This window comes from Arthrobacter sp. 4R501, from assembly GCF_002929755.1.
Classification (GTDB): domain Bacteria; phylum Actinomycetota; class Actinomycetes; order Actinomycetales; family Micrococcaceae; genus Arthrobacter.
This window is the reverse complement of the sequence record NZ_PJIW01000010.1, coordinates 46150-68959: the sequence shown is the minus strand read 5'-3', so window position 1 is coordinate 68959 and position 22810 is coordinate 46150. Positions and strand designations below refer to the sequence as shown.

Below are 22810 nucleotides of genomic sequence, written 5' to 3'. Positions count from 1 at the left end.
ACAAACAACTCCGCCCGGTACAGCAGTTGCTGTTCCGGGCAGAGTTGTTTGTTCATTGCGGCCTTGTTCCTCGGGCCGTGGGTCAATCTGGCCTCCGGCGACCCCGCTTAGGGTGTGGATTCGCCGGAGTCCTTGGAGGAGTCAGGCTGGGAATGCGCCCGGGACCGATCTGAGCCGGGCTGCTCTGAGCCGGTCTGTCCCGTGTCAGGCTGTTCCGTGCCACGCTGGCCGGTGGTGGCCTGGTCTGAGACACGGACGCCGTACTGCGGCCGGCCGTCAGGGAGGTCCGGGTAGCGGACGGCGGCAGCGGGAGCCTTCGCCGGCTGGGCCGCTGCCTCCGGCTGCGTGCCCTGGTCCGGGCCGGTGGCCTGGCCCACGCCTTGGGCTGTCCCTTGGCCCGAAGTTCCGGCACCCTGCTGTCCGTAGGGGTCATTCCAACTAGCAGGGCGTGCGGGTGCCGGACCAGGCTGATTGCCCGGCTGGCCCGGCTCGCCGCGGTGCTGCCCCTCGTGGCCCGTCTGGCCGTACTGCTGGTTCTGGTAGCCCTGGGGATTGTACGGGCCGGCTGCTGCGTCCGAGCGGGTCATGGGCAGTTGCTGGAGCAGCCGGCGCGCATCATGGGCAGCTTCCACCGACACCACAACGTCGTAGCTGGTGGCCACCACCTGGCTAGTGGAGGTGAAATCCCGCTTTCCGCGCTGCATGGCATACGTGACGATGCCGAACAGCATAAAGAAGGCAGCCCCCATCAGCACAGACGCCAGGATAGAGAAGTAGCCGGGCGATGGTGCGAAGAAGGAAAGCATGACGCCAACGAAGAGGCCGAACCACATACCGCTGAGCGCCCCGGAGAGAGCCACCCGGGGGTAGCTGAGGCGGCCAGTCACCCGCTCAACCATCTTCAGTTCGTTGCCCACGATGGAAACCATCTGGACCGGGAACTGCTGGTCGGCGAGGTAGTCCACCGCCTTCTGGGCATCCAAGTAAGAGGTGTACGAGCCTACGGTGTCACCGGTGGGCACCGTGCGGGCGTCGTCGGGCCCACTGGGGCCACCGGCCTTGGGAGCACCAAAAATGTTTGACATACATCCATTCTTGCCCATCAGCATGTATGCCGCCTGTAAATTCAGCTAAAAGAGAGCAGACTCGGTAGCCTGTAGACGTGAGTACAAATCTTTCGCGCGTCTTCGTGGCCCGCCTGCTGGGTCTTGACGTCTTCGACCCCTTGGGCGACCGCCTGGGCAGGTTGCGCGATGTGGTGGTGCTCTCGCGTGGCAGCCGCGGCGCCCCGCACGTGGTGGGCATCGTCGTCGAAGTTCCCGGTAAAAAGCGCGTCTTTGTGCCGATGACACGCATTACCTCCATCGACCAGACACAGATCATCTGCACGGGTCTGGTCAACCTCCGGCGCTTTGAGCAGCGCGGCGCGGAGACGCTGGTGGTCGCGGAAATGTTCGACCGCCGCGTGACGCTCCGTGACGGCAGCGGCGACGCCACCATCGAGGACATCGCCATGGACCAGCACCGGTCCCACGACTGGTTCGTGAGCAAACTGTTCGTCCGCCGCGGCCACTCCCTGTCCCCGCTCAGCCGGCTGCGCCGGAACGAGACCATGATCATCGACTGGGCCGACGCCCTCCAAGGTGCCCGCACCGAACCCCAGGCAGCCACCCAGTTCGTGGCCAACCACGAGGACCTCAAACCCGCTGACTTCGCCGAGGCGCTGCAGGAAATGAGCGACAAACGCCGCTTCGAAGTGGCCAGCGAACTCCAGGATGAACGCCTGGCCGACGTGCTGCAGGAAATGCCCGAAGACGACCAGGTGGAGATCCTCTCCGCCCTCGACGTCGAACGCGCGGCGGACGTCCTGGAGGAAATGGACCCCGACGACGCCGCCGACCTCCTCGCAGAGCTCCCCTCTGCACAGGCGGAGGAGCTTCTCCGCCTCATGGAACCCGAAGGCGCCGAGGACGTCAGGCGGCTCCTCGAATACGACGAGGACACCGCCGGTGGCCTGATGACGCCTGTTCCGGTGATCCTCCCCCCGGAGGCAACTGTCGCCGAGGCACTGGCCCACGTACGCCGTGAGGAACTCTCCCCCGCCCTCGCCTCGTCCATCTTCATCACCCGGCCCCCATTGGAAACCCCCACGGGACGGTTCCTGGGCGTTGTGCACATCCAGCAACTGCTCCGCTATCCGCCGCCGGAACCCCTGGGCAACCTCCTGGACAAGAACCTTGAGCCGGTCTCCGACCAGGCCCACATCAGCGAGGTGGCGCGCACCCTCGCCACCTACAACCTGAACTGTCTTCCCGTGGTCAATGACGCGGGCCGGCTCGTGGGGGCGGTGACTGTTGATGACGTTTTGGATCATCTGTTGCCGGATGACTGGCGCGCCTATGATGGCGAAGCCCCGATAAGAAAACTGGGAGGCCGCATTGGCTGACACCGGCGCCCCCAAGAATCCCACAAAGAAGGCGGCGGCCAAGGGCGGACTCGACACACCCCTGAGTGGCCGCCAGCGCATCCTGCCGAAGTTCTCACCCGACCCGGATGCATTCGGCCATGCGACGGAAGGCTTCGCCCGGTTTATGGGCACGCCGCAGTTCCTGGTCTACATGACGGTCTTCGTCGTCATCTGGCTGGTCTGGAACACGTGGGCACCGGCGGAGTGGCAGTTTGATTCGCGCCTTCTGGGCTACACCCTCCTGACACTAATGCTTTCGCTGCAGGCCTCCTACGCGGCCCCGCTGCTGCTGCTGGCCCAGAACCGGCAGGACGACCGAGACAGGGTCTCCCTCCAGCAGGATCGCCAACAGGCGGCACGCAACCTGGCCGACACCGAGTACCTCACCCGGGAGCTGGCGTCGCTGAGGATCGCGCTGCGCGAGGTTGCCACCCGCGACTACGTCCGGGCGGAGCTGCGAACACTCCTCGAGGACATGCTGGAGGCCCAAGAGGAACTGCGGACCCACGATCCCGCCGGATCCGGCAGCCACGAGTCCCCGCGTGAGAAGGTCAAGGAAAAGCTGAAGGAAAAGCGCGACAAACAGCGGAACCCCCGCACGCAGCAGATTCCCAAGGTCAAACCCAGCCATGTCGCCAACGACACCGTCGCCAAGGACGCCGTCACCAAGGACACCGCAATCCAGGACCCGGCCGTCCCAACGCCCAACCCCACCACTGAAAGCTGAGCCCCGCCCGCATGAGCGCCTCCCTGGAGCATGCAGTCCACGCTGCGTTGGCCACCGTGATCGATCCTGAGCTCCGCCGTCCCATCACGGAACTGGGCATGGTGGAGTCTGTGGATGTCGCTGCGGACGGCCGGGTCAGGCTGGCTGTCCTGCTGACCATCGCGGGCTGCCCCATGCGCGGGACCATTACCGCAGACTCCGAGAAGGCGCTGTCCGCAGTTCCGGGCGTGACCGCCGTCGAGGTTGAACTGAAAGTGATGAACCAGGGCCAGCGGGACGCCCTGAAGGAACAGCTCCGCGGCGCCTCCGGGCAGCGCGGGATTCCGTTCAACGAGCCGGGGTCCCTGACCAAGGTGTTCGCGGTGGCAAGCGGCAAGGGTGGTGTGGGCAAGTCATCGCTGACCGTCAACCTTGCCTGCGCCCTGGCCGCCCAGGGCCTCCGTGTGGGCATTGTGGACGCCGACGTCCATGGCTTCTCGGTTCCGGCCCTGATGGGCATCACGCAGGCGCCCACCCGGGTGGACGACATGATCCTGCCCCCGGTGGCCTACGGCGTAAAAGTGATTTCCATCGGTATGTTCGTCGCCGGAAACCAGCCGGTTGCCTGGCGCGGGCCGATGCTCCACCGGGCCCTGGAACAGTTCCTGACGGACGTCTACTTCGGCGACCTCGACGCCCTGTTCCTCGACCTGCCGCCCGGCACCGGTGACATCGCGATTTCGGTGGCCCAGTTGCTGCCGAAGGCTGAGATCCTGGTGGTCACCACACCCCAGGCCGCAGCTGCCGACGTCGCCGAGCGGGCCGGTGCCATCGCCACCCAGACAGGTCAGACGGTGGCCGGCGTCATCGAGAACATGTCATACCTGGAAATGCCCGACGGCGGGAGAATGGAGCTGTTCGGAAGCGGCGGTGGGGCGATCCTCGCCGAACGGCTCACAACGACGGTGGGCACCGATGTGCCGCTCCTGGGACAGATTCCGCTGGACATCCTGCTGCGGGAAGGCGGCGACGCCGGCACGCCCATCGTGCTTGGCCGGCCAGACACTCCGGCGGCCATTGCTTTGACGGGCATCGCCGGAAAACTTGCTGCCAGGCCCAGGGGCCTGACGGGGATGAAACTGGGCCTGCAGCCGCGTTAACGCAACGCTGCCCACCAGAGGCAGCGGGGGCCTAGGTGGCTTCGGTATCGAACGGCGCGGGTTCGCCCGGAGGCAGCGACTGGACTACACGATCCGGACGGGAGGGACCCGTCCCGCCCGCGGCAACCGCCCCTGCACCGGCGACGGCAGCCACCGCTGCCGGCGCTCCGGCACTGACGGACTTGGTGTCGTCGTCCAGGAGGGCTTCCTTGATGATGCGCCGCGGATCGTACTGGCGGGGATCGTATTTCTTCCAGTCGACATCGTCGATGTCGATGCCGACTTCTTCCTTGATCTGCTCCCGGGCACCGGAGGCCATCCGGCGGACTTCCTTCACGAGATTCGCAAGTTTCTGGGTGTATTCGGGCAGGCGCTGGGGACCGATCACCAGGATGCCGATGATCAGCAGGAGGAAGAACTCCGGGCCGTTGATTCCAAACACTTTAGGAAGATTACCCTCTCCGGAGCCCCGCTGACGATTCCTGCCCGCCAGCGTCGCACAGTGCCTGCATCACGGAGCCAGCATCTCCCCGAGTTTGCGGATTCCCCGCTCCAACCGGGCGGTGGGAGAGTCGTCCGCTGTGGTCGCCGGGGAGGCGGCAGGCGCGGTGCTGACACCCGCGTTAATTCCTTCTACGGCGAGGACGCTGAGCCGCTGCAGCACTGGAACGGCGTCATCAGCCTGCTCCGCCGGGAGGTCGGACTCAACAGTGAAAGTTCCTGCAGTGGTCTCCACGGTGGCCGTCCAGGGCGCCAAGCTGCTGACCAGCAGCTTCCCCTCGTTCTCACCGAAGTTCTGTTCGGAGTTCTGCCCGGCGTCCTGACCCGACTGCTGCTGGGCGTCCACGGGATGGTGTTCCACGATGGTGGCATAGTGTTGCCCATCAGTCAGGTGCATTTCCACCGCCGGCCGCCCATTCAGCGTTATGGCATTGGCGCTCCGGACGTGGAAGCCGAGTGATGCCAGGTCCGGACAGACCCAGCCTTCAGAGCGTAGGGCCAACAGCTGCGGAGCACTGATCTCCCTGCCGTCGGCCGGTAGCTGCGCCGTATGCTGCACCAGGCTCCCGCTGATGGCCGCTTGGGCGACGGGCAGGCTGTCCCCCGCCAGCGCAAACGCGCTGACGGCAAGAATTCCAGCGGCTGCTGCTGTCCCGCCGGCGGCAAGTGCCACGGCTCGCGCGGCCCGGTACGGGCTCGGGGCTGGCTCGGCCGCGGCCGCGAGCAGCTGCGTCCTGGCCAGCAGCCGGGCCGTCAGGTCCTCGCTGGCAGGCGGCACGGCCGCGTCACGGAGCCGCTCGATGTACTGGCGTTCACGCTTCAGCGCCGCTGCACATTCTGCGCAGGTCTGCACGTGGTCGGCGCCGCGGTGATGCCGGCGGCCGAAGGGGTTCTGGGGCGTCATGGTGCCGATCAGAGGATGCTTGCGATGCGCGGCAGCGAAAGCTTCGGCGTGCGTCCTTGCTGTGGCCTGGGATCGCGGTGGGCCAGCTTTTCGCGCAGCATGGTCCGGCCCCGGTGGATACGGGAACGGACGGTACCCAGTTTGACGCCGAGGGCAGCGGCCACTTCGTCGTAGGACAGGCCTTCCAGGTCGCAAAGCACGACGGCGGCGCGGAAGTCCGGGGGCAGCTCCTCCAAGGCAGCCTGCACATCGAGGTCCAGGTTGTTGTGTTCGAAGCTCTGTTCCGGTCCGGGTTCACGCCCGGGGATCCGGGACTCGGCGTCATCGGCCAGTGCGTCAAACCGGATGCGGGTTTTCCGGCGCGCCTGGTCCAGGAACAGGTTGGTGGTGATGCGGTGCAGCCAGCCGTCCAGTGTCCCTGGCTTGAAATTCTCCAGTGACCGGAAGACGCGGACGAACACCTCCTGGGTGAGGTCCTCGGCGTCGAACTTGTTCCCCGTCAGGCGGTACGCCAGCCGGTAGACCTTGGCGGAGTGGTTGGCCACCACTTCCTCCCAAGTGGGCCTGACCCATACAGCGGCGGAATCTTGCGTCGCAGGGACAGGCGCCATACCTGATGCTGACATCGTCCACTCCCATCGTGGATTGCTATCGCCCGGATACTGTTGACATCTTTAGTTCGGCGCCGATCAACTCACGGATGACCGGATATCCATCATTTCAAAGTTGGCTGGGAATTTCCTGACCGGGGCGGTTCTTCAGCCAGAGGCACAACGATTCCCTTCCGCGGCTGGCACCCCCGCACACAGTAGGCTGTACTAAACACTCCCCTTGCCGCCCAGAAAGCGAATCACATGAGCGCCGACAAATCCACGAGCTGGTCCTATGCAGAAGATCTGCCCGCAGAGGATGAGGTTATGCTTCGTGCCAGGGAGCGCTCCTTTGAACTGGGCGTGACGCCCATCGGCGCAGGTGTTGGTGCGGTCCTGACGGTGTTGGCTGCGGGCTCGAAGGCCCAGACCGCCGTCGAAATCGGGACAGGCGCGGGCGTCTCGGGGGTATGCATCCTGCGGGGGCTCGGACCGCAGGCCGTGCTGACCACCATCGACGTGGACGTCGAACATCTGAAGGCGGCACGTGAAGCCTTTTCCGAGGCCGGCAGTCCGGCCAACCGCACGCGCACCATTTCCGGCCGCGCCGGTGATGTCCTGCCGCGCCTGACCGACTCCGCATATGACCTGGTGTTTGTTGATGCCGACAAGCCCGGCCTGCCCGGCTACGTGGAACAGGCCGTCCGGCTCCTGAAGGCCGGCGGGCTGCTCATCATCAACGACGCACTGGACAAGGACCGCGTGGCCAACCCGGCTGTCCGGGAGTCCAACACGGTGGTGCTCCGCCAGGTGGGCAAGGCAATCCGCGACGACGACCGCCTGGCGTCCGCGATGCTTCCCACGGGCGACGGCCTGCTAGTCGCGGTTAAGAAGTAGATCCACAGCAAATAAGCCAAGGTCCGCAGCGGGTTGGCTGCGGACCTTGGCCCTGCGGGATTATTCGGCAACGCCGAACAGGATTATGCCGAACAGGATTATTCAGTCGCGCCGACGAGGCATTCCTTAAGGTTGGCCGCCTCCGCAGCGTTCAGTTCCACCACAAGCCGTCCGCCGCCTTCGAGCGGTACGCGCATGATCAGGCTACGGCCCTCTTTGGTGACTTCCATAGGGCCGTCGCCGGTGCGTGGTTTCATAGCCGCCATGAGGAATTTCCCCTCCATTTAGTCCCAGGACATATCAGCCCGGATGGGCTGTGTCCGCATGGTCAAATCAAGCCGCTATGGCGGCCCGTACTGATGCCGCCATGGCTGAACATTTCTGAATGCTTTTTGTCCCTGCTTACTTACTATTATCCCGTAATGACCCGCACGTAGCTAATCGATGGACATTTACGGCCGCGTCGGATTCCCCAATCCGCCGGCCAGGCGCCGCCCGCGATCACGGCGGATAATCGCCGCCGCCCGGAAGCTGCGCCCATGCCCACAGCCAGACGATCCACACGATCTGGAGCAGGACAAACATTGTCAGGACCGTGCCGCGGTATGCCTTCGACCGGGACAAGAGCGCGGCAGCCAGGGCCAACGGGAACAGCGGGAGCAGCATCCGGAAAGTACTGGTCTGGGGGTGGAGGAACACCAGGAGGTAGCCCATGTAGCAGGCGCACCACAGGCGCAGTTCCACACCAAGCCGGACCACCGGCGGGGAGAACAGCAGGAGGGCAAAGAGGCCCGCAAAGACGAATGGCGCCACGATCCCCAGGACGGGGCCAAAGAGGTCGACGCCGGCGTCGAACCAGGGCTTGAAGGGCACCAGGTCATGGCCGCGCCACACTGTTTCGGTTTTGGTATACGCCTCAATATCTCCGGTGGCGGCCCAGGCCGCTGCCGGCCACAGCAGTGCCGAGGCACCGCACACCACGGCTAGGCCCGCCAGGGACGCCAGCTCCCCGAGGCTGTGGGTGCCGGGCCGCTCCCCGCGCCCCCGTTCGACCAGTCGCCAGAGGAAGAGAAGCCCCACCATGGCGGCAAAGGGAACACCCACGGGTCGGGAGAGGCACAGCAGCAGGACCACCGGCATGGCAACGAAATGATGACGCCTGATGACGAGCAGCAGGGCGGTGGCCAGCAGGAAAACGGTAAGGGGCTCCGCATACGGGACCTGGAGAATGGCGGACACCGGAAAGGTCGCGAAGAATGCCACGCCCCAAAGCGCCGCAGTGTGCGAAGCCTTGTGCCTGAACAGGCAGTACAAGACCAGCGCCGCACCCAACCCCGCCAGCATGGCGACGACCGTCAGCGCCGCGGCAGGGCTGATTCCGGTCAGGCCTGCGAGCGCACGGCCCAGGGCCGGGAAGAGCGGATAGAAGGCCCACGCGTTTTCCTGCACGTTGCCGGCGGCATCCGTTGGAAGCGGTGAGGGATAACCGTCGGTGATGATCCGGCCGTACCATCGCGCATCCCAGATATTGATGAAGTTCCAGTAGTCAGGGCCAGCCGGAAACCACGGGTTGGGCCCTTGGTGCAGGGCTGCTGCCATAAAGATGCAGGCGCTGACCAGCCGGGCAGTGGCGTAGAGGGCGGCAACCTGCAGCCACCAGGGCCAGCGTTGGACCGCCCACCTGGCGCGGGCGCCGAATGCGGTGATCAACGCCGTCGGGCCCGTCCGGTCCCCCGTGTCAGTGCTCAAGCGCCGGCCTCCGGGCGCGCCGCCCGTTCCGATTCCAGCAGCCGCGCCCGGAGCCTGCCCATTTCTTCGTCTTTGGCCGCGATCTGGTCCCGCAGTTCGTCGAGGACCTGGTCCACCTGATCCATCCGGTATCCACGCAGGCCGAGGGAGAAGCGGACCCGGTCGACGTCGGCAGGTGCAGCGTCCGCAGGCAGCAGCACCGGCGGAAGGTTGGCGGGCGGCTGCCCGAACCCCGGGTAGAGAATCGGATTCTCCGGGACCTCGGAGCCCGCGGCCGGTTCACTGCCCCGGCGGAGGCTGCGCAGAATGCCGCGGCGGCCACCGGCGCCTGCCCACAGGGTGGCGGCGATCAGTACGATGGCGAGGTAGACCAGGAAAAAACTCACAGCACCCATCGTGCCAGATACGGGCCGACGGCCTATTCGGGCCGTTGCTCGCCGTTGGTGGAAACCGGGGGCGTCCAGTGCAGCACCAGCTGCACCGCTTCGGCGGGATCGTCCACCACCTGGATGAGGTCCAGGTCCTTTGCGGAGACCATTCCCTCGGCCACAAGGGTGCCCTTGATCCATTCGATCATCGGCCCCCAGAAGTCGACGCCGAGGAGCACGATCGGGAAGGAGGTCACTTTCCGGGTCTGGACCAGGACCATGGCTTCAAAGAGTTCATCCAGCGTTCCCAACCCGCCGGGAAGAACGATGAAGCCCTGGGCATACTTGACGAACATGGTCTTCCGGGCGAAGAAGTAGCGGAAGTTAATGCCGAGGTCCACCCACTGGTTCAGGCCCTGCTCGAAGGGCAATTCAATGCCAAGGCCGACAGAGACGCCGTTGCCTTCGACGGTGCCGCGGTTGGCGGCCTCCATGGAGCCCGGACCGCCGCCGGTAATGACGGCCACACCCGCGGCTGCCAGCTTCCGGCCTACTTCCATGCCCATTTCATAGTATGGGCTGCCAGGCTTGGTGCGCGCCGAGCCGAAGACACTGACGGCGGGCCCCAGATCGGCAAGCGCGCCGAACCCCTCGACGAACTCGCTCTGGATCCGAAGGACACGCCAGGGGTCTGAATGGACGAACTGTCCTGCGCCTTTGGTATCAAGCAAATGCTGGTCGGACATTTCCACAGCAGCCTGCTTGCGACGGAGTTCAAGGGGCCCCTTACGGCGCGGCTGGGAAGTTTTGGCCGGATCTGCGTTGATGCTCATCCCCCAAGGCTAATGCCAAGGCCAGCGTGCCTGTGGCAGGTATCTCTTGAATCACGATCCGCGCGAACTTGGCGTGATTCACCTCATAACCAGCCAATGTTCGCTAGATTCTTCTTTATGACTACTCATGTGCCCGGCGATGCGCTCGTCTCTCTGAATGGTGTGAATAAGCATTACGGTCAGTTGCACGTTTTGAAGGACATCAATCTCCACGTCCGTAAGGGCGAAGTGGTGGTGGTCATTGGCCCGTCAGGCTCAGGAAAGTCCACGTTGTGCCGTGCCATCAACCGTCTGGAAACCATCGAAGGTGGCACTATCAGCATTGATGGAAAGGTGTTGCCGGAGGAGGGGAAGGAGCTGGCCCAGCTCCGCGCCGACGTCGGGATGGTCTTTCAGTCCTTCAACCTCTTCGCGCACAAGACCATCCTTGAGAACGTGACGCTTGGTCCCATCAAAGTCAAAGGCGTTGCCAAGGCCCAAGCCGACAAGGAAGCCATGGCATTGCTGGAGCGCGTGGGCGTGGGGCATCAGGCCCCCAAGCTCCCGGCGCAGCTCTCCGGCGGCCAGCAGCAGCGCGTGGCCATCGCCCGCGCCCTGGCGATGAAACCAAAGGTCATGCTCTTTGATGAGCCCACCTCTGCGCTGGACCCCGAAATGATCAACGAGGTCCTTGACGTCATGATCCAGCTGGCCAAGGAAGGCATGACCATGGTTGTGGTCACGCACGAAATGGGCTTCGCCCGGAAAGCCGCCGACCGTGTGGTTTTCATGGCGGATGGCCAGATCGTGGAGGATGCCAAGCCGGAAGAATTCTTCACCAACCCGAAGAGTGACCGCGCGAAGGACTTCCTGTCCAAGCTGCTCACCCACTGATTTTCCATCAACGAACACACACTCCAGTTCGCACCCAGGCCGTGACCCACGGCCGACCAATGAAAGGAATGTCATGAAGGCATTTATGACCCGCCGGAAGTCGTTCTTCGTGGCGGCTACTGCTGCCCTGGCGTTGTCCCTGAGCGCATGCGGCGGCACCACCCCCGGCACCACCAGCGATCCCACTGTTGCCGACAAGCCGACGTTTGCCGCCGGCACCACCATGGCCAAGCTGTCCTCCGCAGGCACCATCAAGATCGGCACAAAGTACGACCAGCCGCTCTTCGGCCAGGTGGGCCTGGACGGCAAGCCGGTGGGCTTCGACGTCGAGATGGGCAAGCTGATCGCAGCCAAGCTGGGCATCGCCGCGGACAAGATCGAATGGTCAGAGACTGTCTCAGCCAACCGCGAACCCTTCATTGAGCAGGGCAAGGTGGACCTTGTCATTGCCACGTACACCATCAATGACAAGCGCAAGCAGGTTGTCAGCTTCGCGGGCCCGTACTACGAGGCCGGCCAGGCGCTGATGGTGAACAAGGACAATACGTCCATCACCAAGCCTGAGGACGTCGCAGGCAAGAAGGTCTGCTCCGTCACCGGTTCCACCCCGGCCGCGACAATCGTGGACAAGTACAAGGCCGAGCTCGTGCCGGCAGCCACCTACTCCGCTTGCCTTGAGCCGCTGCGCAACAAGCAGGTCGAAGCGATCACCACGGACAACGTGATCCTGGCCGGCTTTGTGGACAAGGAACCGGATGCCTTCAAGCTGGCCTCGGATCAAACCTTCACCAAGGAGCCCTACGGCATTGGCCTGAAGAAGGACGACACCGAATTCCGCAACTGGATCAACGACCAGCTCGAGGCGTTTGGCAAGGACGGGTCCTACAAGAAGGCCTGGGAAGCAACGGCAGGTTCGGTCATCAAGACAGCCCCTGAACTTCCCGCCATCAACCGCTACTAGGTAGCCACGGCGGCTTCCGGGGAATTCGTTGAACGCGTTCCCCGGAAGCCGCCGGCCTGCTTTTTGACCGCCTACGCCCAGAGCCGAAGGATCCTATGGAAGTCATCATTGAAAACCTCCCCCTTTATTGGGAAGGCCTTCTCCGCACTCTTTTCCTGTCCGTCGTCTCCGGGATCATCGCCCTTATCCTCGGAACACTCCTGGCGGCAGCCCGCGTTTCCCCCGTTGCGGCACTCCGGGGATTCAGCACCGTCTACGTGGAAATCCTCCGGAACACCCCACTGACCATTGCCTTCTTTTTCGCAGCGATCGTCCTGCCCCGCCTCGGCGTGACATTCCAGCAGTTCGAGGTCGCAGCGATCATCGCCCTCAGCGCCTATACAGCGGCCTTCATTGCTGAAGCCGTCCGCTCGGGCGTTAACAGCGTCCCGCTCGGCCAGGCTGAGGCCGCGCGCAGCATCGGCATGAACTTCGGCCAGGTCCTGAATCTCATCATCCTGCCGCAGGCGCTTCGGACCGTGATCCCGCCGCTGATCAACATCCTGATTGCCCTCGTCAAGAACTCCTCCGTCGCCGGCGCTTTCTTTGTCCTGGAACTGTTCGGCTACGGCCGCCAAATGGCCAACGCCAACGGTGACCAGGTCATGGCAGTACTGCTCGGCGTAGCGTTCTTCTATCTGCTCCTCACCATTCCGCTAGGCATCCTTGCCAGCACGGTGGAACGAAAGGTGGCGATTGCCCGATGACTTCAGTCCTCTACGACGTTCCCGGCCCCAAAGCGCGCCGGGTCTCGCTGATTGGTTCCGTGGTTGGAACCGTGCTGATCCTGGGACTTCTGGCATGGATTGGCATGACTCTCGCCCAGCAGGGCATTTTTGAAGGTCGCCGCTGGGCGATCTTCACCCGGGGCGACGTCTGGACGCTGCTCGCCAATGGCCTCGGCGCAACGCTCACCGCCGCCGCCCTCGCCGCAGTGATCGCGTTTCCCCTCGGCCTGATGTTCTGCCTGCTGCGCATCTCGCTGGTCGCCTGGATCCGGATTCCCGCCCGCGTGGTCCTGGAGTTCCTGCGCGGCATGCCGGTTGTGCTGATGATGCTCTTCGTCCTGCTGGTGTTCGGAACGAGTTCCTTCGTCGCGGTGGTGGCCGGGCTCGTCCTCTACAACACCGCTATCTTCGCGGAGATCATCCGGGCCGGCATCCAATCACTGCCGAAGGGACAGCGGGAGGCGGGCCTGACCATCGGCCTGACCAGCTTCCAGTCCCGGATGCTCATCGAGCTGCCGCAGGCTGTCCGCCGTATGATGCCGTCGCTGGTTGCCCAACTCGTGGTGCTCCTGAAGGACACCTCCCTGGGCTACATCGTGGCGTACGGCGAACTACTGCGCGCAGTGCAGGTCATGGCGGACTTCCTCGGGAACGCGTTCCTGTTCCCCATCTTCTTTGTGGCTGCCGCCATCTACATTGTGATCAACATCTGCGTTTCCCGGCTCGCAATCTGGATCGAGCGCCGCGGTTCCACGAAGACGGCAGGCGGCGTTGCCAAAGCGCCAACCGCTGTGGTCGCACCGGAACTACCGGATGTACGCGAATCCAAGTAGCCACATCCACCCCGCACGCAGAAGGGTCCGCAGCCTGCAGGCTGCGGACCCTTCTGCGTGCGGGCTTACGCCGCAAGCCAACTCCGAAGCGCCCGCAGGCACTCCCGGATGGCGTCGGCGTCGACGTGCTCGTTGTCCTTGTGGGCCAGCAGCGGATCGCCGGGGCCGAAGTTCACTGCCGGGATCCCCAGTTCGCTGAAACGCGCGACGTCGGTCCAGCCGTATTTCGGTTTCGGCTCGGCTCCGACGGCGGCCACGAAGGACGCGGCGGCCGGGTGGTTCAGTCCCGGGCGCGCACCGGCGGCGGCATCCGTGCGGACCACCGCGAAGCCCCCCAGAAGTTCGCGCACATGCGCCTCCGCCTGGTCCGGCGTCTTGTCGGGGGCGAAGCGGTAGTTGATTTCGACGACGCAGCGGTCCGGGATGACGTTGCCGGCCGTGCCGCCATTGATCTTCACGGCGTTGAGGCTCTCGCGGTAGTCGAGGCCGTCAACGTTGATGGTCCGCGGCTCGTAGGCTGCAAGCCGGGCCAGGATGGGCGCCGCTGCGTGGATAGCGTTGTTGCCCATCCACGCACGGGCAGAGTGTGCTGCCTCGCCCACCGTCGTGGCCTCAAAGCGGCTGGTGCCGTTGCAGCCACCCTCGACGGTGCCATGGGTCGGCTCCAGGAGGATGGCAAAATCGCCGCCCAGGAGGCTGCCGTGATTGCGGACCAGGCGGCCCAGTCCGCTCTTGACCGCTTCCACTTCCTCGTGGTCGTAGAACACGAAGGTGACGTCCCGCTGGGGCGCCGCGCCGCCGTCGAACATTGTGGCCGCCAGCGCGAGCTGCACGGCGACACCGCCCTTCATGTCCGTGGCCCCGCGTCCGTAAAGCACACCCTCCCCCGGGATGCCTGAATCCCAGGTGGACGGGACGGTTCCGCGCGCGCCTTCAGTAACCGGCAGCGGCACTGTGTCCAGGTGTCCGGCGAGGATGACGCGTTCCGCCCTGCCGAGTTCCGTGCGCGCGATGATGGCGTCACCGTCGCGGACCACCTGGAGTTCCGGGATGGCCCGCAGCGCCACTTCGACAGCGTCCGCCAGTTCCGTCTCATTCCCGGAGACACTGTTGATGTCCATCAGGGCGGCGGTCAGCACGGAGACGTCCTGGCGGAGGTCCAAAGGCGCGGTGATCGATCCAGGGGCGGTTTCGGCAGTCACGTTGCCAGTCTAGTTCGAACCCGGTGCCCGCCACTCGGTACACTGGGGCCATGACTGAGACCGCTACCTCCGCCGCGCCCAAAGACCAGAACGCAACTTCCGAAGCCCGCTCCGCCTACGGCTTCGGGTTGGCAACCATCGCCACTGGCAGCGGCAAGGAAACCGCCGAGGATAATGCCGAAGCCACGGTCCTGGACGTCTGGTTCCCGGCGCCGGCGCTGGGCATCGCGGCCGATAACCTGCGTGCCGTGGAGAATGCGGACGAAACCCTGGTCCAGCTCGCCGAGAGCGGCATCGACGCTGACCGCGGGACCGAGCAGAAAGTGGTCTTCGTCCAGATCAACCTTGACGAAGCTCCGGCTGACACCGCAGACGCGTACCTCCGGCTGCACCTGCTCTCCCACCGGCTGGTCCGGCCCAACACGATCAACCTGGACGGCATCTTCGGCAAGCTGCCCAACGTGGTGTGGACCAACTTCGGCCCCGCCGCGGTGGAAGGCTTCGAACTGACCCGCGCCAAACTTCGCCGCCGTGGTGCCGTCACCGTCTACGGCGTGGACAAGTTCCCCCGCATGGTGGACTACGTGGTGCCCGCCGGCGTCCGGATCGCCGACGCCGACCGTGTCCGTCTCGGTGCCCACCTCGCCGAAGGCACCACCGTGATGCACGAAGGCTTTGTGAACTTCAACGCCGGCACCCTGGGCGCCTCCATGGTGGAAGGCCGCATCTCCGCCGGCGTCGTCGCCGGCGACGGCAGCGACGTGGGAGGCGGCGCGTCGATCATGGGCACCCTCTCCGGGGGCGGCAAGGAAAAGATCGTCATCGGTGAGCGCGTCCTGCTGGGCGCCAACTCCGGCGTCGGCATCAGCGTCGGCGATGACTCCGTGGTGGAGGCCGGCCTCTACGTCACCGCTGGAACCCGTGTGCTTGTTCCCGGGCCCAAGGACGAGAACGGCGAAGACACCGCCAAGATCGTGAAGGCAGCCGAGCTGTCCGGCGTCCCCAACCTCCTGTTCCGGCGCAACTCCACCACCGGCGCCGTCGAGGCGCTGCCGCGCAAGGGCCAGACGGTGGAACTCAACGACGCCCTCCACGCCAACTGACCCGTCGGTGGCACGTGGACGCAGTTTCGTTCGCCCCACCGTGCTGCTGCTTACCCTGGCGCTGGCGGGCGCCGGCATCTACACAGCAGTCTCCTTCCTGCAGCGCTCCGAAACCCTGGTCTCGGAGCGCTGCACGGCCGACGTCGGGACCCAGAGCGCAGAGCTTGCAACGGACCAGGCGGTTAATGCCTCACTGATTACAGCGGTGGCGGTGCAGCGCGGGCTGCCTCCCCGGGCAGCCAGCATCGCCCTTGCCACCGCGATGCAGGAATCCAAGCTGCGCAACATCACCCATGGCGACCAGGCCGGCCCTGACTCCCGCGGACTCTTCCAGCAACGTCCCTCGCAGGGGTGGGGAACCGAGGCCCAGGTGATGGACCCGTACTACGCTGCCAATGCTTTCTACGATGCCCTGGTCAAGGTTCCCGGCTACGAGTCCCTGGAAATCACCGACGCCGCCCAGCGTGTCCAGCGCTCGGCCTACCCCCTCGCGTACGCCCAACACGAAGATATGGGCCGGTCCTTCGCGTCCGGCCTGACCGGTCAGGCGCCCGCCTCCGTGCTGTGCACTTTGCGCGCCCCGCAGGAACCGGGCATCCCCGCCGCCGTCGAGTCCCAGCTAGTCCAGGCGTACGGGCCGCTCGCCATCACCACGGAGAATGACTCGCTCGTGGTGGCAGCTGACGGCACCCAGGCCTGGTCCGTGGCTCAGTGGGCAGTTGCCAATGCCAAGGGCCTGGCGGTGACGCGCGTGGATGTTGCAGGCCGGAGCTGGGACCGTGAGGATCAGGGCGGCTGGCAGGAATCCGACGCGCCCCCCGGAAAGGTCCGCATTACAGTGGCACCGGCCGGCACCGGCAGCTGACGGCCCGGGTGCTGATGCCCCGAATGCTGAGCGCTCCGCCTCAGACCAGGATGTCCACCACGGGCTGGACGTAGCTGCGGAAGAGCTCCGGCGCGGACATGAGGTTATGGCTCATGAGGATCTTGTCCGGCTCCACATACCACGCCCGCTGTTCGTTCAGCGGCAGTTCGATGATGGTCAGGGTGAAGTCCCGTGACCGCCGGCCCACCTCCAGCAGTCGGTCATCCACCATGTCGCCCAACAGCTGGTCCGAACCGCTGGCCACCCGTTCTGCTTCCAGCCGGACGTACTCGCTGCGGCGCTCCCGCGCCCAGGTCAGCGCGGACCCGAAATGCGCTTGCAGGACGCGCTGGAGGGCAGGGGAATTTCCGAATTCTTCAAAATCCGGCGGGGACAGCTCCGGTGACGTCTGGGGGTGCGCCTTCAGCAGCTGCTCCCACCAGGCTTCCCATTCGGTCTTGAGTGCGCTCAGCCCGCCGACGTCGGAGGTGAGATGCGAGTGGTCGGCATGGCGGATCTTCGGCGCGGCATGCGACAACGCGGGGTGGCCGGCGCCGTCGAGTCCTGCCGCATCACGGACAAAGAGCGCGATCATCAGAGGCCCGGACGTGTCCGTAGTAATCTGCCAGCCGGAACCACCTGTGTGATGCATCCCTACTCCTCCTGTGGCCTGCCTTTACCGGCCTGACCAGCCGGTTCCGCTCCCCCGGCTCCCAGTCTATTCCCGATGCCACCGGACGGTAATGTCAGGCGGCCAGGCTCTTCAGGTGCCGGTCCAGGACGTCATGGCACATCTGCGCCGTCATCCAGGCGGGCTGCAGGAGGGCGTGCATGCACAGCCCGTCCAGCGTAGCCAGCAGCCTCTCCGCCTCGACCGCCAGCGACTGCTGCCCGTCGCCGTCGTCCGGTACCAGGGCGGTGATGACCTGCCCGACGACGGCGGCCACCTCCCGGTGGCTCCGATCGGCCTCCGCCGCGAGGAAGGGACGGATCCTGGCCGCGTTTTTGAAGGCCATCCACACACAGGCGTCCACGGCCCGTTCCTCGTCGAGCGGCAGAAATTCACCCAGCAGGGTTAAAACCGCCTCATGATGCGGGCCGGTCCCGGGTTTGCTGGCGGCCATAGCCGGCAATGCCGCGGTGAGCCGGCCCGTGATCCGGTCCACAACGGCGGCAAAGGAATGGCTGAGCAGTTCTTCACTGCCGGCGAAGTAGTGCCGGACGGAGCCTACGGCGAGGCCTGCTTCGTCCGCCACCTCCCGCAGTGACGCCCGCTCGAGGCCGTCGACGGCGATGATCCTGAAGACCGCTTCCACGATTTCTGCGCGCCGGGCTTCGGCATCAACAATTTTGGGCACTCCTATTATTTAGCACACCCGTGCTTAAATCCACGCATCCGCGGAATTGGGATAGCGTGGGGGCATGAAAATTCTGGTCACAGGTGGCACCGGGTACATCGGTTCGCACACAGTCTTGTCCCTGCAGGAAGCCGGCCACGATGTGGTGGTGATCGATAACCTGGTGAACTCCAGCGAGGAGTCACTGCGCCGGGTTGCCGAACTTAGCGGCAAGACCGCCGAATTCCACAACGTGGACCTGGTGGACGAAGCCGCAGTGGAAGGCGTCTTTGCCGCCCACACGATCGACGCCGTGATCCACTTTGCCGGGCTCAAGGCGGTTGGTGAGTCGGTCCGCGAACCGCTCAAGTACTACTACAACAACCTTGTGGGCACGCTGAACCTGATCCGGGTGATGGACCGCCACGACGTCCGCTCCATCGTGTTCAGCTCCTCCGCCACCGTGTACGGCGAGCACAATCCCATCCCCTATGTGGAAAAGATGGAGATCGGCGCCAACAACCCCTACGGCCGCACCAAGGAACAGATCGAGGACATCCTCGCCGATCTGGGCGCTGCTGACACGCGTTGGCACATTGCCCTGCTGCGCTACTTCAATCCGGTGGGCGCGCACCCGTCAGGCCGCATCGGCGAGGACCCCCAGGGCATCCCCAACAACCTGGTGCCCTTCATCGCCCAGGTGGCCGTGGGACGCCGCGACAAGCTCATGGTGTTCGGCGGCGACTACGACACCCCGGACGGCACCTGCCTGCGGGACTACATCCACGTCGTCGACCTCGCCGAAGGCCACGTGGCAGCCCTCAACCACGTGGCGGACCGCTCAGGCGTCTACCGCTGGAACCTTGGCTCCGGGAAGGGCTCCTCCGTGCTGGAGGTCCTGCGGTCCTTCGAGAAGGCCGTGGGCCAGCCCATCCCCTACGAGATCACCGGACGCCGCGCGGGCGACCTCCCGGCGTTCTGGGCCGACGCCACCTCCGCCCTGGCCGACCTGAGCTGGTCCACCACGAAGACCGTGGACCAGATGTGCGAGGACCACTGGCGCTGGCAGAAGAACAACCCCCTGGGTTACACGTCATAAACAGCAACTGAACAGCAACGTGGGGTCACTAAATGCCCGATCCGAAGGGAAAATCAGGCAGTAAGTGACCCCGCGTTGCAGTTGCCGGTAACGTACGACGGCGGCCGGTCACCTTCGTGGAGAAGGTGACCGGCCGCCGTCGTACTGCCGATGAGCCGGTGGGGATTTAGCGGACCGGGTAGTCGCGCTCGGGCTCGCCGATGTACAGCTGGCGCGGGCGGCCGATCTTGGTGTTCGGGTCGCTGATCATTTCACGCCACTGGGCGATCCAGCCCGGCAGGCGGCCGATCGCGAACAGCACAGTGAACATCTTCTCCGGGAAGCCCATGGCCTTGTAGATCAGGCCGGTGTAGAAGTCCACGTTCGGGTAGAGCTTGCGCTGGATGAAGTAGTCGTCGTTCAGCGCCTTCTCTTCGAGGCGCATGGCGATCTCGAGCAGTTCGTCGTTGCCGCCGAGCTTGGTGAGGATTTCGTGGGCCGTGGCCTTGACGATCTTGGCGCGCGGATCGTAGTTCTTGTAGACGCGGTGTCCGAAGCCCATAAGGCGGACGCCGTCTTCCTTGTTCTTGACCTTCTCCATGTAGTCCTCCGGCTTGGTGCCGTCGGCCTGGATCTGGCGGAGCATCTTGAGCACTGCCTCGTTGGCGCCGCCGTGGGCGGGACCGAAGAGTGCGTTGATGCCGGCAGACACCGAGGCGAAGAGGTTGGCATTGGAGGAGCCCACCAGGCGCACCGTGGAGGTGGAACAGTTCTGCTCGTGGTCAGCGTGCAGGATGAGGAGAAGGTCCAGCGCCTTGGCGATGACCGGGTCCACTTCGTACTGCTCGGCCGGCAGGCCGAAGCTGAGGCGGAGGAAGTTCTCCACGAGGTTGTGGGAGTTGTCGGGGTACAGCATGGGCTGGCCGATGCTCTTCTTCAGGGCGTAGGCGGCGATGACCGGCATCTTGGCCAGCAGCCGGTACGTGGAAACCTCTACCTGCTCAGCGTTGAACGGATCCAGCGAGTCCTGGTAGAACGTGGACAGCGCCGACACGGCCGAAGAGAGCACAGGCATCGGGTGGGCATCACGCGGGAAGCCGCTGAAGAAGCCCTTGAGCTCTTCGTGCAGCAGCGTGTGGTGACGGATACGCTGGTCGAAGGCTTCCAGCTCCGTGGGTGTCGGCAGGTTGCCGTAGATCAGCAGGTAGGACACCTCAAGGAAGCTGGAGTGCTGCGCCAGCTGTTCGATGGGGTACCCGCGGTAACGCAGGATGCCGGCATCGCCGTCGATGTAGGTAATTGCGGACGTGGTTGCTGCGGTGTTCATGAAGCCGGGGTCAAAGGTGACTGCGCCCGTCTGCTTGAGCAGCTTGGAAACGTCGTAGCCTTCGTTTCCTTCAACAACCTGGATGCGCGGGAGCTTGAGCTCGCCTCCTGCATGGTGCAGGGTTGCGCTGTTGGTCTCAGTCATGGAGTCCCCTTCATGAGGCGCGTGGGCCTCTGTCGAAAGCTTGATCCAACATCCGGTGAGCCGTGGCAGTGACCCTGTTCATCCAGGAATCCAACACCCGGGCTGCCTTCTTGTAGAAAGCCACCATTGATAGTCACTTAAAAAGTACCGCCCGATTGCGGGTGTCACTAATCGGAGGCGTGCGAAACCCCCGTAAAATGCCGCCTTTGTGGTGCGAGTCACATGATTGTTACGGCGTCGTGGCCAGTCTGGCCACTGCGGCGTCAATCCGTTCATCAGTGCCCGTCAATGCGACACGCACAAACCCGTTGCCGGCTTCGCCGTAAAAGACGCCTGGCCCCACCACGATGCCTCGCTCAGCAAGCCGGGCCACGGTGTCCCAGGTGCTCTCTCCGGCGGTGGACCAAAGGTACAGTCCGGCGTCGGAATCTTTGATCTCCAGCCCGAAGCCCCGCAAAGCCGGGACCAGGCGCTCCCGGCGTCCACGGTAGCGGTCCTTCTGGGCCTGGACGTGGGTGTCCTCGCCCACCGCAACGCGCATTGCTTCCTGCACCGGGTAGGGGACGATCATGCCGGCATGCTTGCGGCTGTTGACGAGGTTGGCCATGATGGCCGGGTCACCGGCCACAAACGCTGCGCGGTAACCTGCCACGTTGGACTGCTTGCTCAGCGAGTACACGGCCAGAAGGCCCTCGTGGGACCCGCCGGAAACGCGCGGATCCAGGATGCTGGGCACAGGTTCGCCACCGCGCTGTGCGTCCCACACGCCCCACCCGAGTTCGGCGTAGCACTCGTCCGAGGCCACCACGGCGCCCAGTTCGCGGGCCTGCCCCACAAGCGCTTTGAGGGACTCAGCATCCCTGACGCTTCCGGTGGGGTTGCCCGGGGAGTTTACCCAGATCAGCCGCACGCGTGCGCGGGTGGCATTGTCCAACTCGTCGAGGTGGTCCGTAGCGACGGAGGTGACGCCGGCGAAAGTAGCCCCGATGTCATAGGTGGGGTAGGCGACCTTGGGGCGGACGACGACGTCGCCCGGCTTCAGCCCGAGCAGGAGCGGCAGCCAGGCCACCAGTTCCTTGGAGCCGACAGTGGGCATAATGTTCTTAGGGTCCAGGCCGGGGACGCCGCGGCGCCGCTCAAACCACGCCGCAATGGCTTCCCGCAATGGAACGGTGCCGTGGACCGTGGGGTATCCCGGGGCGTCCGCGGCGGCCTTGAGGGCATCCTGGATCAGTGCGGGAGTGGGGTCCACGGGCGTGCCGATCGACAGGTTTACAGCCCCGCCGTGGTGCTCAGAGGCTTTGGCGAGGTACGGAGCCATGGCCTCCCAGGGGTAGTCGGGCAGGCTCAGGCCAAAGCTGTTCACGGCTGCGGTCAACGCGGTGCCCGGCTCAGTGGTCTTGGTTCTGCAGCGGCAGGGCGGCGATCATCGGGTGGTCCTTGCCCGTGTTGCCCACCTTGGCGGCGCCACCGGGCGAGCCCAGGTCATCGAAGAATTCGACATTGGCCTTGTAGTAGTCAGCCCACTCTTCAGGGGTGTCATCTTCGTAATAGATGGCTTCCACAGGGCAAACCGGCTCACAGGCACCACAGTCGACACACTCATCGGGGTGGATGTACAAGGAACGCTCACCCTCATAGATGCAGTCAACGGGGCACTCCTCGATACATGCCTTGTCCTTGACATCTACACACGGCTGCGCGATTACGTACGTCACGTCCCTTGCCTCTCCACGATATTTCCCGGCCATGGCCGGCACTTGAATCCGGCACCGGCCGGACTATTGACTTCTGAGCCTATTATCTCCCAGCCCATCCACGCGAACCTAGCCAGCCGCCTTAGTATGAACTGGTGAGTCCCGCCCAGCCTACGCCCCGAGAATTTCTGGCCAGCGCCACGCCCGGAACACGGGTTGTCGTCCGTTACCGGATCGACGGCGGCCTGACCGACGCCCTGGGGCACCTGGCGGCCACTGACGACGGCGGCTGCACAGTCCGCACGCGGAAGGCCGACGTCGTGATCCCCCTGGACCTTGTGGTGGCTGCCAAGGAAGTGCCGCCGGCGCCCGAACGGCGCCCAGCCCGCGTCCGCAACTGACGCTCTCCCGACACAAAGAAACTGCCGGCACGACGGCGGGGTTCCCG

At 64.8% G+C, this 22810-nt stretch carries 26 protein-coding genes; 12 read left to right on the top strand and 14 right to left on the bottom strand.

Features of this window, described 5'->3' with window-relative positions:
* Positions 1 to 107 precede the first annotated feature (107 nt).
* Positions 108 to 1085, bottom strand: a complete 978-nt coding sequence (locus tag CXR02_RS11665; protein ID WP_258060919.1) for a general stress protein — start codon at positions 1083 to 1085, stop codon at positions 108 to 110.
* A 77-nt stretch (positions 1086 to 1162) separates the two neighbouring features.
* Here CXR02_RS11665 and CXR02_RS11660 point away from each other — a divergent pair, with 77 nt between their 5' ends.
* The 3 genes from CXR02_RS11660 to CXR02_RS11650 are packed head-to-tail and all read left to right on the top strand — an operon-like array spanning position 1163 to position 4333.
* Positions 1163 to 2446 (top strand): CBS domain-containing protein, encoded by a 1284-nt coding sequence (locus tag CXR02_RS11660; RefSeq protein ID WP_104062142.1) that lies wholly within the window; start codon positions 1163 to 1165, stop codon positions 2444 to 2446.
* Positions 2439 to 3194, top strand: a complete 756-nt coding sequence (locus tag CXR02_RS11655) for a DUF1003 domain-containing protein (protein ID WP_104062141.1) — start codon at positions 2439 to 2441, stop codon at positions 3192 to 3194. The genes CXR02_RS11660 and CXR02_RS11655 overlap by 8 nt, the downstream gene beginning before the upstream one ends.
* Positions 3195 to 3205: 11 nt before the next feature.
* A complete protein-coding gene (locus CXR02_RS11650) occupies positions 3206 to 4333 on the top strand; it encodes an Mrp/NBP35 family ATP-binding protein (protein ID WP_104062140.1) in 1128 nt (375 codons plus the stop codon).
* Positions 4334 to 4364: 31 nt separating this feature from the next.
* Here CXR02_RS11650 and CXR02_RS11645 read toward each other — a convergent pair whose 3' ends face one another.
* The 3 genes from CXR02_RS11645 to sigE all read right to left on the bottom strand — a co-directional run bounded on the left by CXR02_RS11645 (position 4365) and on the right by sigE (position 6364).
* Positions 4365 to 4775: a Sec-independent protein translocase TatB gene (locus CXR02_RS11645; RefSeq protein WP_104062139.1), complete on the bottom strand. Its 411-nt coding sequence runs from the start codon at positions 4773 to 4775 to the stop codon at positions 4365 to 4367.
* A gap of 69 nt (positions 4776 to 4844) precedes the next feature.
* Positions 4845 to 5738: an anti-sigma factor gene (locus CXR02_RS11640; protein ID WP_258060918.1), complete on the bottom strand. Its 894-nt coding sequence runs from the start codon at positions 5736 to 5738 to the stop codon at positions 4845 to 4847.
* An 8-nt stretch (positions 5739 to 5746) separates the two neighbouring features.
* Positions 5747 to 6364: an RNA polymerase sigma factor SigE gene (gene sigE / locus CXR02_RS11635; RefSeq protein WP_058931858.1), complete on the bottom strand. Its 618-nt coding sequence runs from the start codon at positions 6362 to 6364 to the stop codon at positions 5747 to 5749.
* 228 nt (positions 6365 to 6592) lie between these two features.
* Between sigE and CXR02_RS11630 the strand changes: the two genes are divergently transcribed.
* Positions 6593 to 7225, top strand: a complete 633-nt coding sequence (locus tag CXR02_RS11630) for an O-methyltransferase (RefSeq protein WP_056343985.1) — start codon at positions 6593 to 6595, stop codon at positions 7223 to 7225.
* 98 nt (positions 7226 to 7323) lie between these two features.
* Here CXR02_RS11630 and CXR02_RS11625 read toward each other — a convergent pair whose 3' ends face one another.
* From CXR02_RS11625 to CXR02_RS11610, 4 genes are all read right to left on the bottom strand, one after another.
* Positions 7324 to 7491, bottom strand: coding sequence for a DUF3117 domain-containing protein (locus CXR02_RS11625; RefSeq protein WP_104062138.1), 168 nt, complete (start codon positions 7489 to 7491; stop codon positions 7324 to 7326).
* A gap of 235 nt (positions 7492 to 7726) precedes the next feature.
* Complete coding sequence (locus tag CXR02_RS11620; RefSeq protein WP_104062223.1) at positions 7727 to 8935, bottom strand: hypothetical protein; 1209 nt, start codon at positions 8933 to 8935, stop codon at positions 7727 to 7729.
* Positions 8936 to 8970: 35 nt separating this feature from the next.
* The gene (locus CXR02_RS11615; RefSeq protein WP_104062137.1) at positions 8971 to 9369 is read right to left on the bottom strand and encodes a DivIVA domain-containing protein; all 399 of its coding nucleotides are present in this window, start codon (positions 9367 to 9369) and stop codon (positions 8971 to 8973) included.
* A 23-nt stretch (positions 9370 to 9392) separates the two neighbouring features.
* Entirely contained in the window at positions 9393 to 10175 is a 783-nt protein-coding gene (locus CXR02_RS11610) for a TIGR00730 family Rossman fold protein (RefSeq protein ID WP_056343990.1), read from the bottom strand.
* 117 nt (positions 10176 to 10292) lie between these two features.
* On the opposite strand from CXR02_RS11610, the gene CXR02_RS11605 reads away from it, so the two are divergent.
* From CXR02_RS11605 to CXR02_RS11590, 4 genes are all read left to right on the top strand, one after another.
* Positions 10293 to 11048, top strand: coding sequence for an amino acid ABC transporter ATP-binding protein (locus CXR02_RS11605; protein ID WP_104062136.1), 756 nt, complete (start codon positions 10293 to 10295; stop codon positions 11046 to 11048).
* Between the two features lie 73 nt (positions 11049 to 11121).
* Positions 11122 to 12009: a glutamate ABC transporter substrate-binding protein gene (locus CXR02_RS11600; RefSeq protein WP_104062135.1), complete on the top strand. Its 888-nt coding sequence runs from the start codon at positions 11122 to 11124 to the stop codon at positions 12007 to 12009.
* Positions 12010 to 12104: 95 nt separating this feature from the next.
* The gene (locus CXR02_RS11595) at positions 12105 to 12755 is read left to right on the top strand and encodes an amino acid ABC transporter permease (protein WP_056343998.1); all 651 of its coding nucleotides are present in this window, start codon (positions 12105 to 12107) and stop codon (positions 12753 to 12755) included.
* Positions 12752 to 13609 (top strand): amino acid ABC transporter permease, encoded by an 858-nt coding sequence (locus tag CXR02_RS11590; RefSeq protein WP_104062134.1) that lies wholly within the window; start codon positions 12752 to 12754, stop codon positions 13607 to 13609. The genes CXR02_RS11595 and CXR02_RS11590 overlap by 4 nt, the downstream gene beginning before the upstream one ends.
* Positions 13610 to 13674: 65 nt before the next feature.
* Here CXR02_RS11590 and dapE read toward each other — a convergent pair whose 3' ends face one another.
* Positions 13675 to 14811: a succinyl-diaminopimelate desuccinylase gene (gene dapE / locus CXR02_RS11585; RefSeq protein WP_104062133.1), complete on the bottom strand. Its 1137-nt coding sequence runs from the start codon at positions 14809 to 14811 to the stop codon at positions 13675 to 13677.
* Positions 14812 to 14861: 50 nt separating this feature from the next.
* Between dapE and dapD the strand changes: the two genes are divergently transcribed.
* Entirely contained in the window at positions 14862 to 15914 is a 1053-nt protein-coding gene (dapD, locus tag CXR02_RS11580) for a 2,3,4,5-tetrahydropyridine-2,6-dicarboxylate N-succinyltransferase (RefSeq protein ID WP_104062132.1), read from the top strand.
* Between the two features lie 40 nt (positions 15915 to 15954).
* Complete coding sequence (locus tag CXR02_RS11575; protein ID WP_104062131.1) at positions 15955 to 16779, top strand: hypothetical protein; 825 nt, start codon at positions 15955 to 15957, stop codon at positions 16777 to 16779.
* 40 nt (positions 16780 to 16819) lie between these two features.
* Here the strand turns inward: CXR02_RS11575 and CXR02_RS11570 are convergent, their stop codons facing one another.
* Entirely contained in the window at positions 16820 to 17431 is a 612-nt protein-coding gene (locus CXR02_RS11570; protein ID WP_104062130.1) for a hypothetical protein, read from the bottom strand.
* A 94-nt stretch (positions 17432 to 17525) separates the two neighbouring features.
* Positions 17526 to 18137: a TetR/AcrR family transcriptional regulator gene (locus CXR02_RS11565; protein ID WP_104062129.1), complete on the bottom strand. Its 612-nt coding sequence runs from the start codon at positions 18135 to 18137 to the stop codon at positions 17526 to 17528.
* A 64-nt stretch (positions 18138 to 18201) separates the two neighbouring features.
* Between CXR02_RS11565 and galE the strand changes: the two genes are divergently transcribed.
* Complete coding sequence (gene galE, locus CXR02_RS11560; protein WP_104062128.1) at positions 18202 to 19215, top strand: UDP-glucose 4-epimerase GalE; 1014 nt, start codon at positions 18202 to 18204, stop codon at positions 19213 to 19215.
* A gap of 166 nt (positions 19216 to 19381) precedes the next feature.
* Here the strand turns inward: galE and CXR02_RS11555 are convergent, their stop codons facing one another.
* The 3 genes from CXR02_RS11555 to fdxA all read right to left on the bottom strand — a co-directional run bounded on the left by CXR02_RS11555 (position 19382) and on the right by fdxA (position 22383).
* Positions 19382 to 20665 (bottom strand): citrate synthase, encoded by a 1284-nt coding sequence (locus CXR02_RS11555; protein ID WP_104062127.1) that lies wholly within the window; start codon positions 20663 to 20665, stop codon positions 19382 to 19384.
* Positions 20666 to 20894: 229 nt separating this feature from the next.
* Positions 20895 to 22043, bottom strand: coding sequence for a succinyldiaminopimelate transaminase (dapC, locus tag CXR02_RS11550; RefSeq protein WP_104062126.1), 1149 nt, complete (start codon positions 22041 to 22043; stop codon positions 20895 to 20897).
* Between the two features lie 13 nt (positions 22044 to 22056).
* A complete protein-coding gene (fdxA, locus tag CXR02_RS11545) occupies positions 22057 to 22383 on the bottom strand; it encodes a ferredoxin (RefSeq protein ID WP_056344030.1) in 327 nt (108 codons plus the stop codon).
* 134 nt (positions 22384 to 22517) lie between these two features.
* Here fdxA and CXR02_RS11540 point away from each other — a divergent pair, with 134 nt between their 5' ends.
* Positions 22518 to 22763, top strand: coding sequence for a hypothetical protein (locus tag CXR02_RS11540; protein WP_258060917.1), 246 nt, complete (start codon positions 22518 to 22520; stop codon positions 22761 to 22763).
* Positions 22764 to 22810 lie beyond the last annotated feature (47 nt).

What these genes read in the sequence shown, in the direction of transcription:
- sigE (WP_058931858.1), bottom strand. Translation starts at nt 6,364, where the DNA reads ATGTCAGCATCAGGTATGGCGCCTGTCCCTGCGACGCAAGATTCCGCC.
- CXR02_RS11570 (WP_104062130.1), bottom strand. Translation starts at nt 17,431, where the DNA reads ATGCATCACACAGGTGGTTCCGGCTGGCAGATTACTACGGACACGTCC.
- CXR02_RS11640 (WP_258060918.1), bottom strand. Translation starts at nt 5,738, where the DNA reads ATGACGCCCCAGAACCCCTTCGGCCGCCGGCATCACCGCGGCGCCGAC.
- CXR02_RS11610 (WP_056343990.1), bottom strand. Translation starts at nt 10,175, where the DNA reads ATGAGCATCAACGCAGATCCGGCCAAAACTTCCCAGCCGCGCCGTAAG.
- dapD (WP_104062132.1), top strand. Translation starts at nt 14,862, where the DNA reads ATGACTGAGACCGCTACCTCCGCCGCGCCCAAAGACCAGAACGCAACT.
- CXR02_RS11605 (WP_104062136.1), top strand. Translation starts at nt 10,293, where the DNA reads ATGACTACTCATGTGCCCGGCGATGCGCTCGTCTCTCTGAATGGTGTG.
- CXR02_RS11625 (WP_104062138.1), bottom strand. Translation starts at nt 7,491, where the DNA reads ATGGCGGCTATGAAACCACGCACCGGCGACGGCCCTATGGAAGTCACC.
- CXR02_RS11555 (WP_104062127.1), bottom strand. Translation starts at nt 20,665, where the DNA reads ATGACTGAGACCAACAGCGCAACCCTGCACCATGCAGGAGGCGAGCTC.
- galE (WP_104062128.1), top strand. Translation starts at nt 18,202, where the DNA reads ATGAAAATTCTGGTCACAGGTGGCACCGGGTACATCGGTTCGCACACA.
- CXR02_RS11630 (WP_056343985.1), top strand. Translation starts at nt 6,593, where the DNA reads ATGAGCGCCGACAAATCCACGAGCTGGTCCTATGCAGAAGATCTGCCC.
- CXR02_RS11595 (WP_056343998.1), top strand. Translation starts at nt 12,105, where the DNA reads ATGGAAGTCATCATTGAAAACCTCCCCCTTTATTGGGAAGGCCTTCTC.
- CXR02_RS11665 (WP_258060919.1), bottom strand. Translation starts at nt 1,085, where the DNA reads ATGTCAAACATTTTTGGTGCTCCCAAGGCCGGTGGCCCCAGTGGGCCC.
- CXR02_RS11590 (WP_104062134.1), top strand. Translation starts at nt 12,752, where the DNA reads ATGACTTCAGTCCTCTACGACGTTCCCGGCCCCAAAGCGCGCCGGGTC.
- CXR02_RS11600 (WP_104062135.1), top strand. Translation starts at nt 11,122, where the DNA reads ATGAAGGCATTTATGACCCGCCGGAAGTCGTTCTTCGTGGCGGCTACT.
- CXR02_RS11650 (WP_104062140.1), top strand. Translation starts at nt 3,206, where the DNA reads ATGAGCGCCTCCCTGGAGCATGCAGTCCACGCTGCGTTGGCCACCGTG.
- CXR02_RS11615 (WP_104062137.1), bottom strand. Translation starts at nt 9,369, where the DNA reads ATGGGTGCTGTGAGTTTTTTCCTGGTCTACCTCGCCATCGTACTGATC.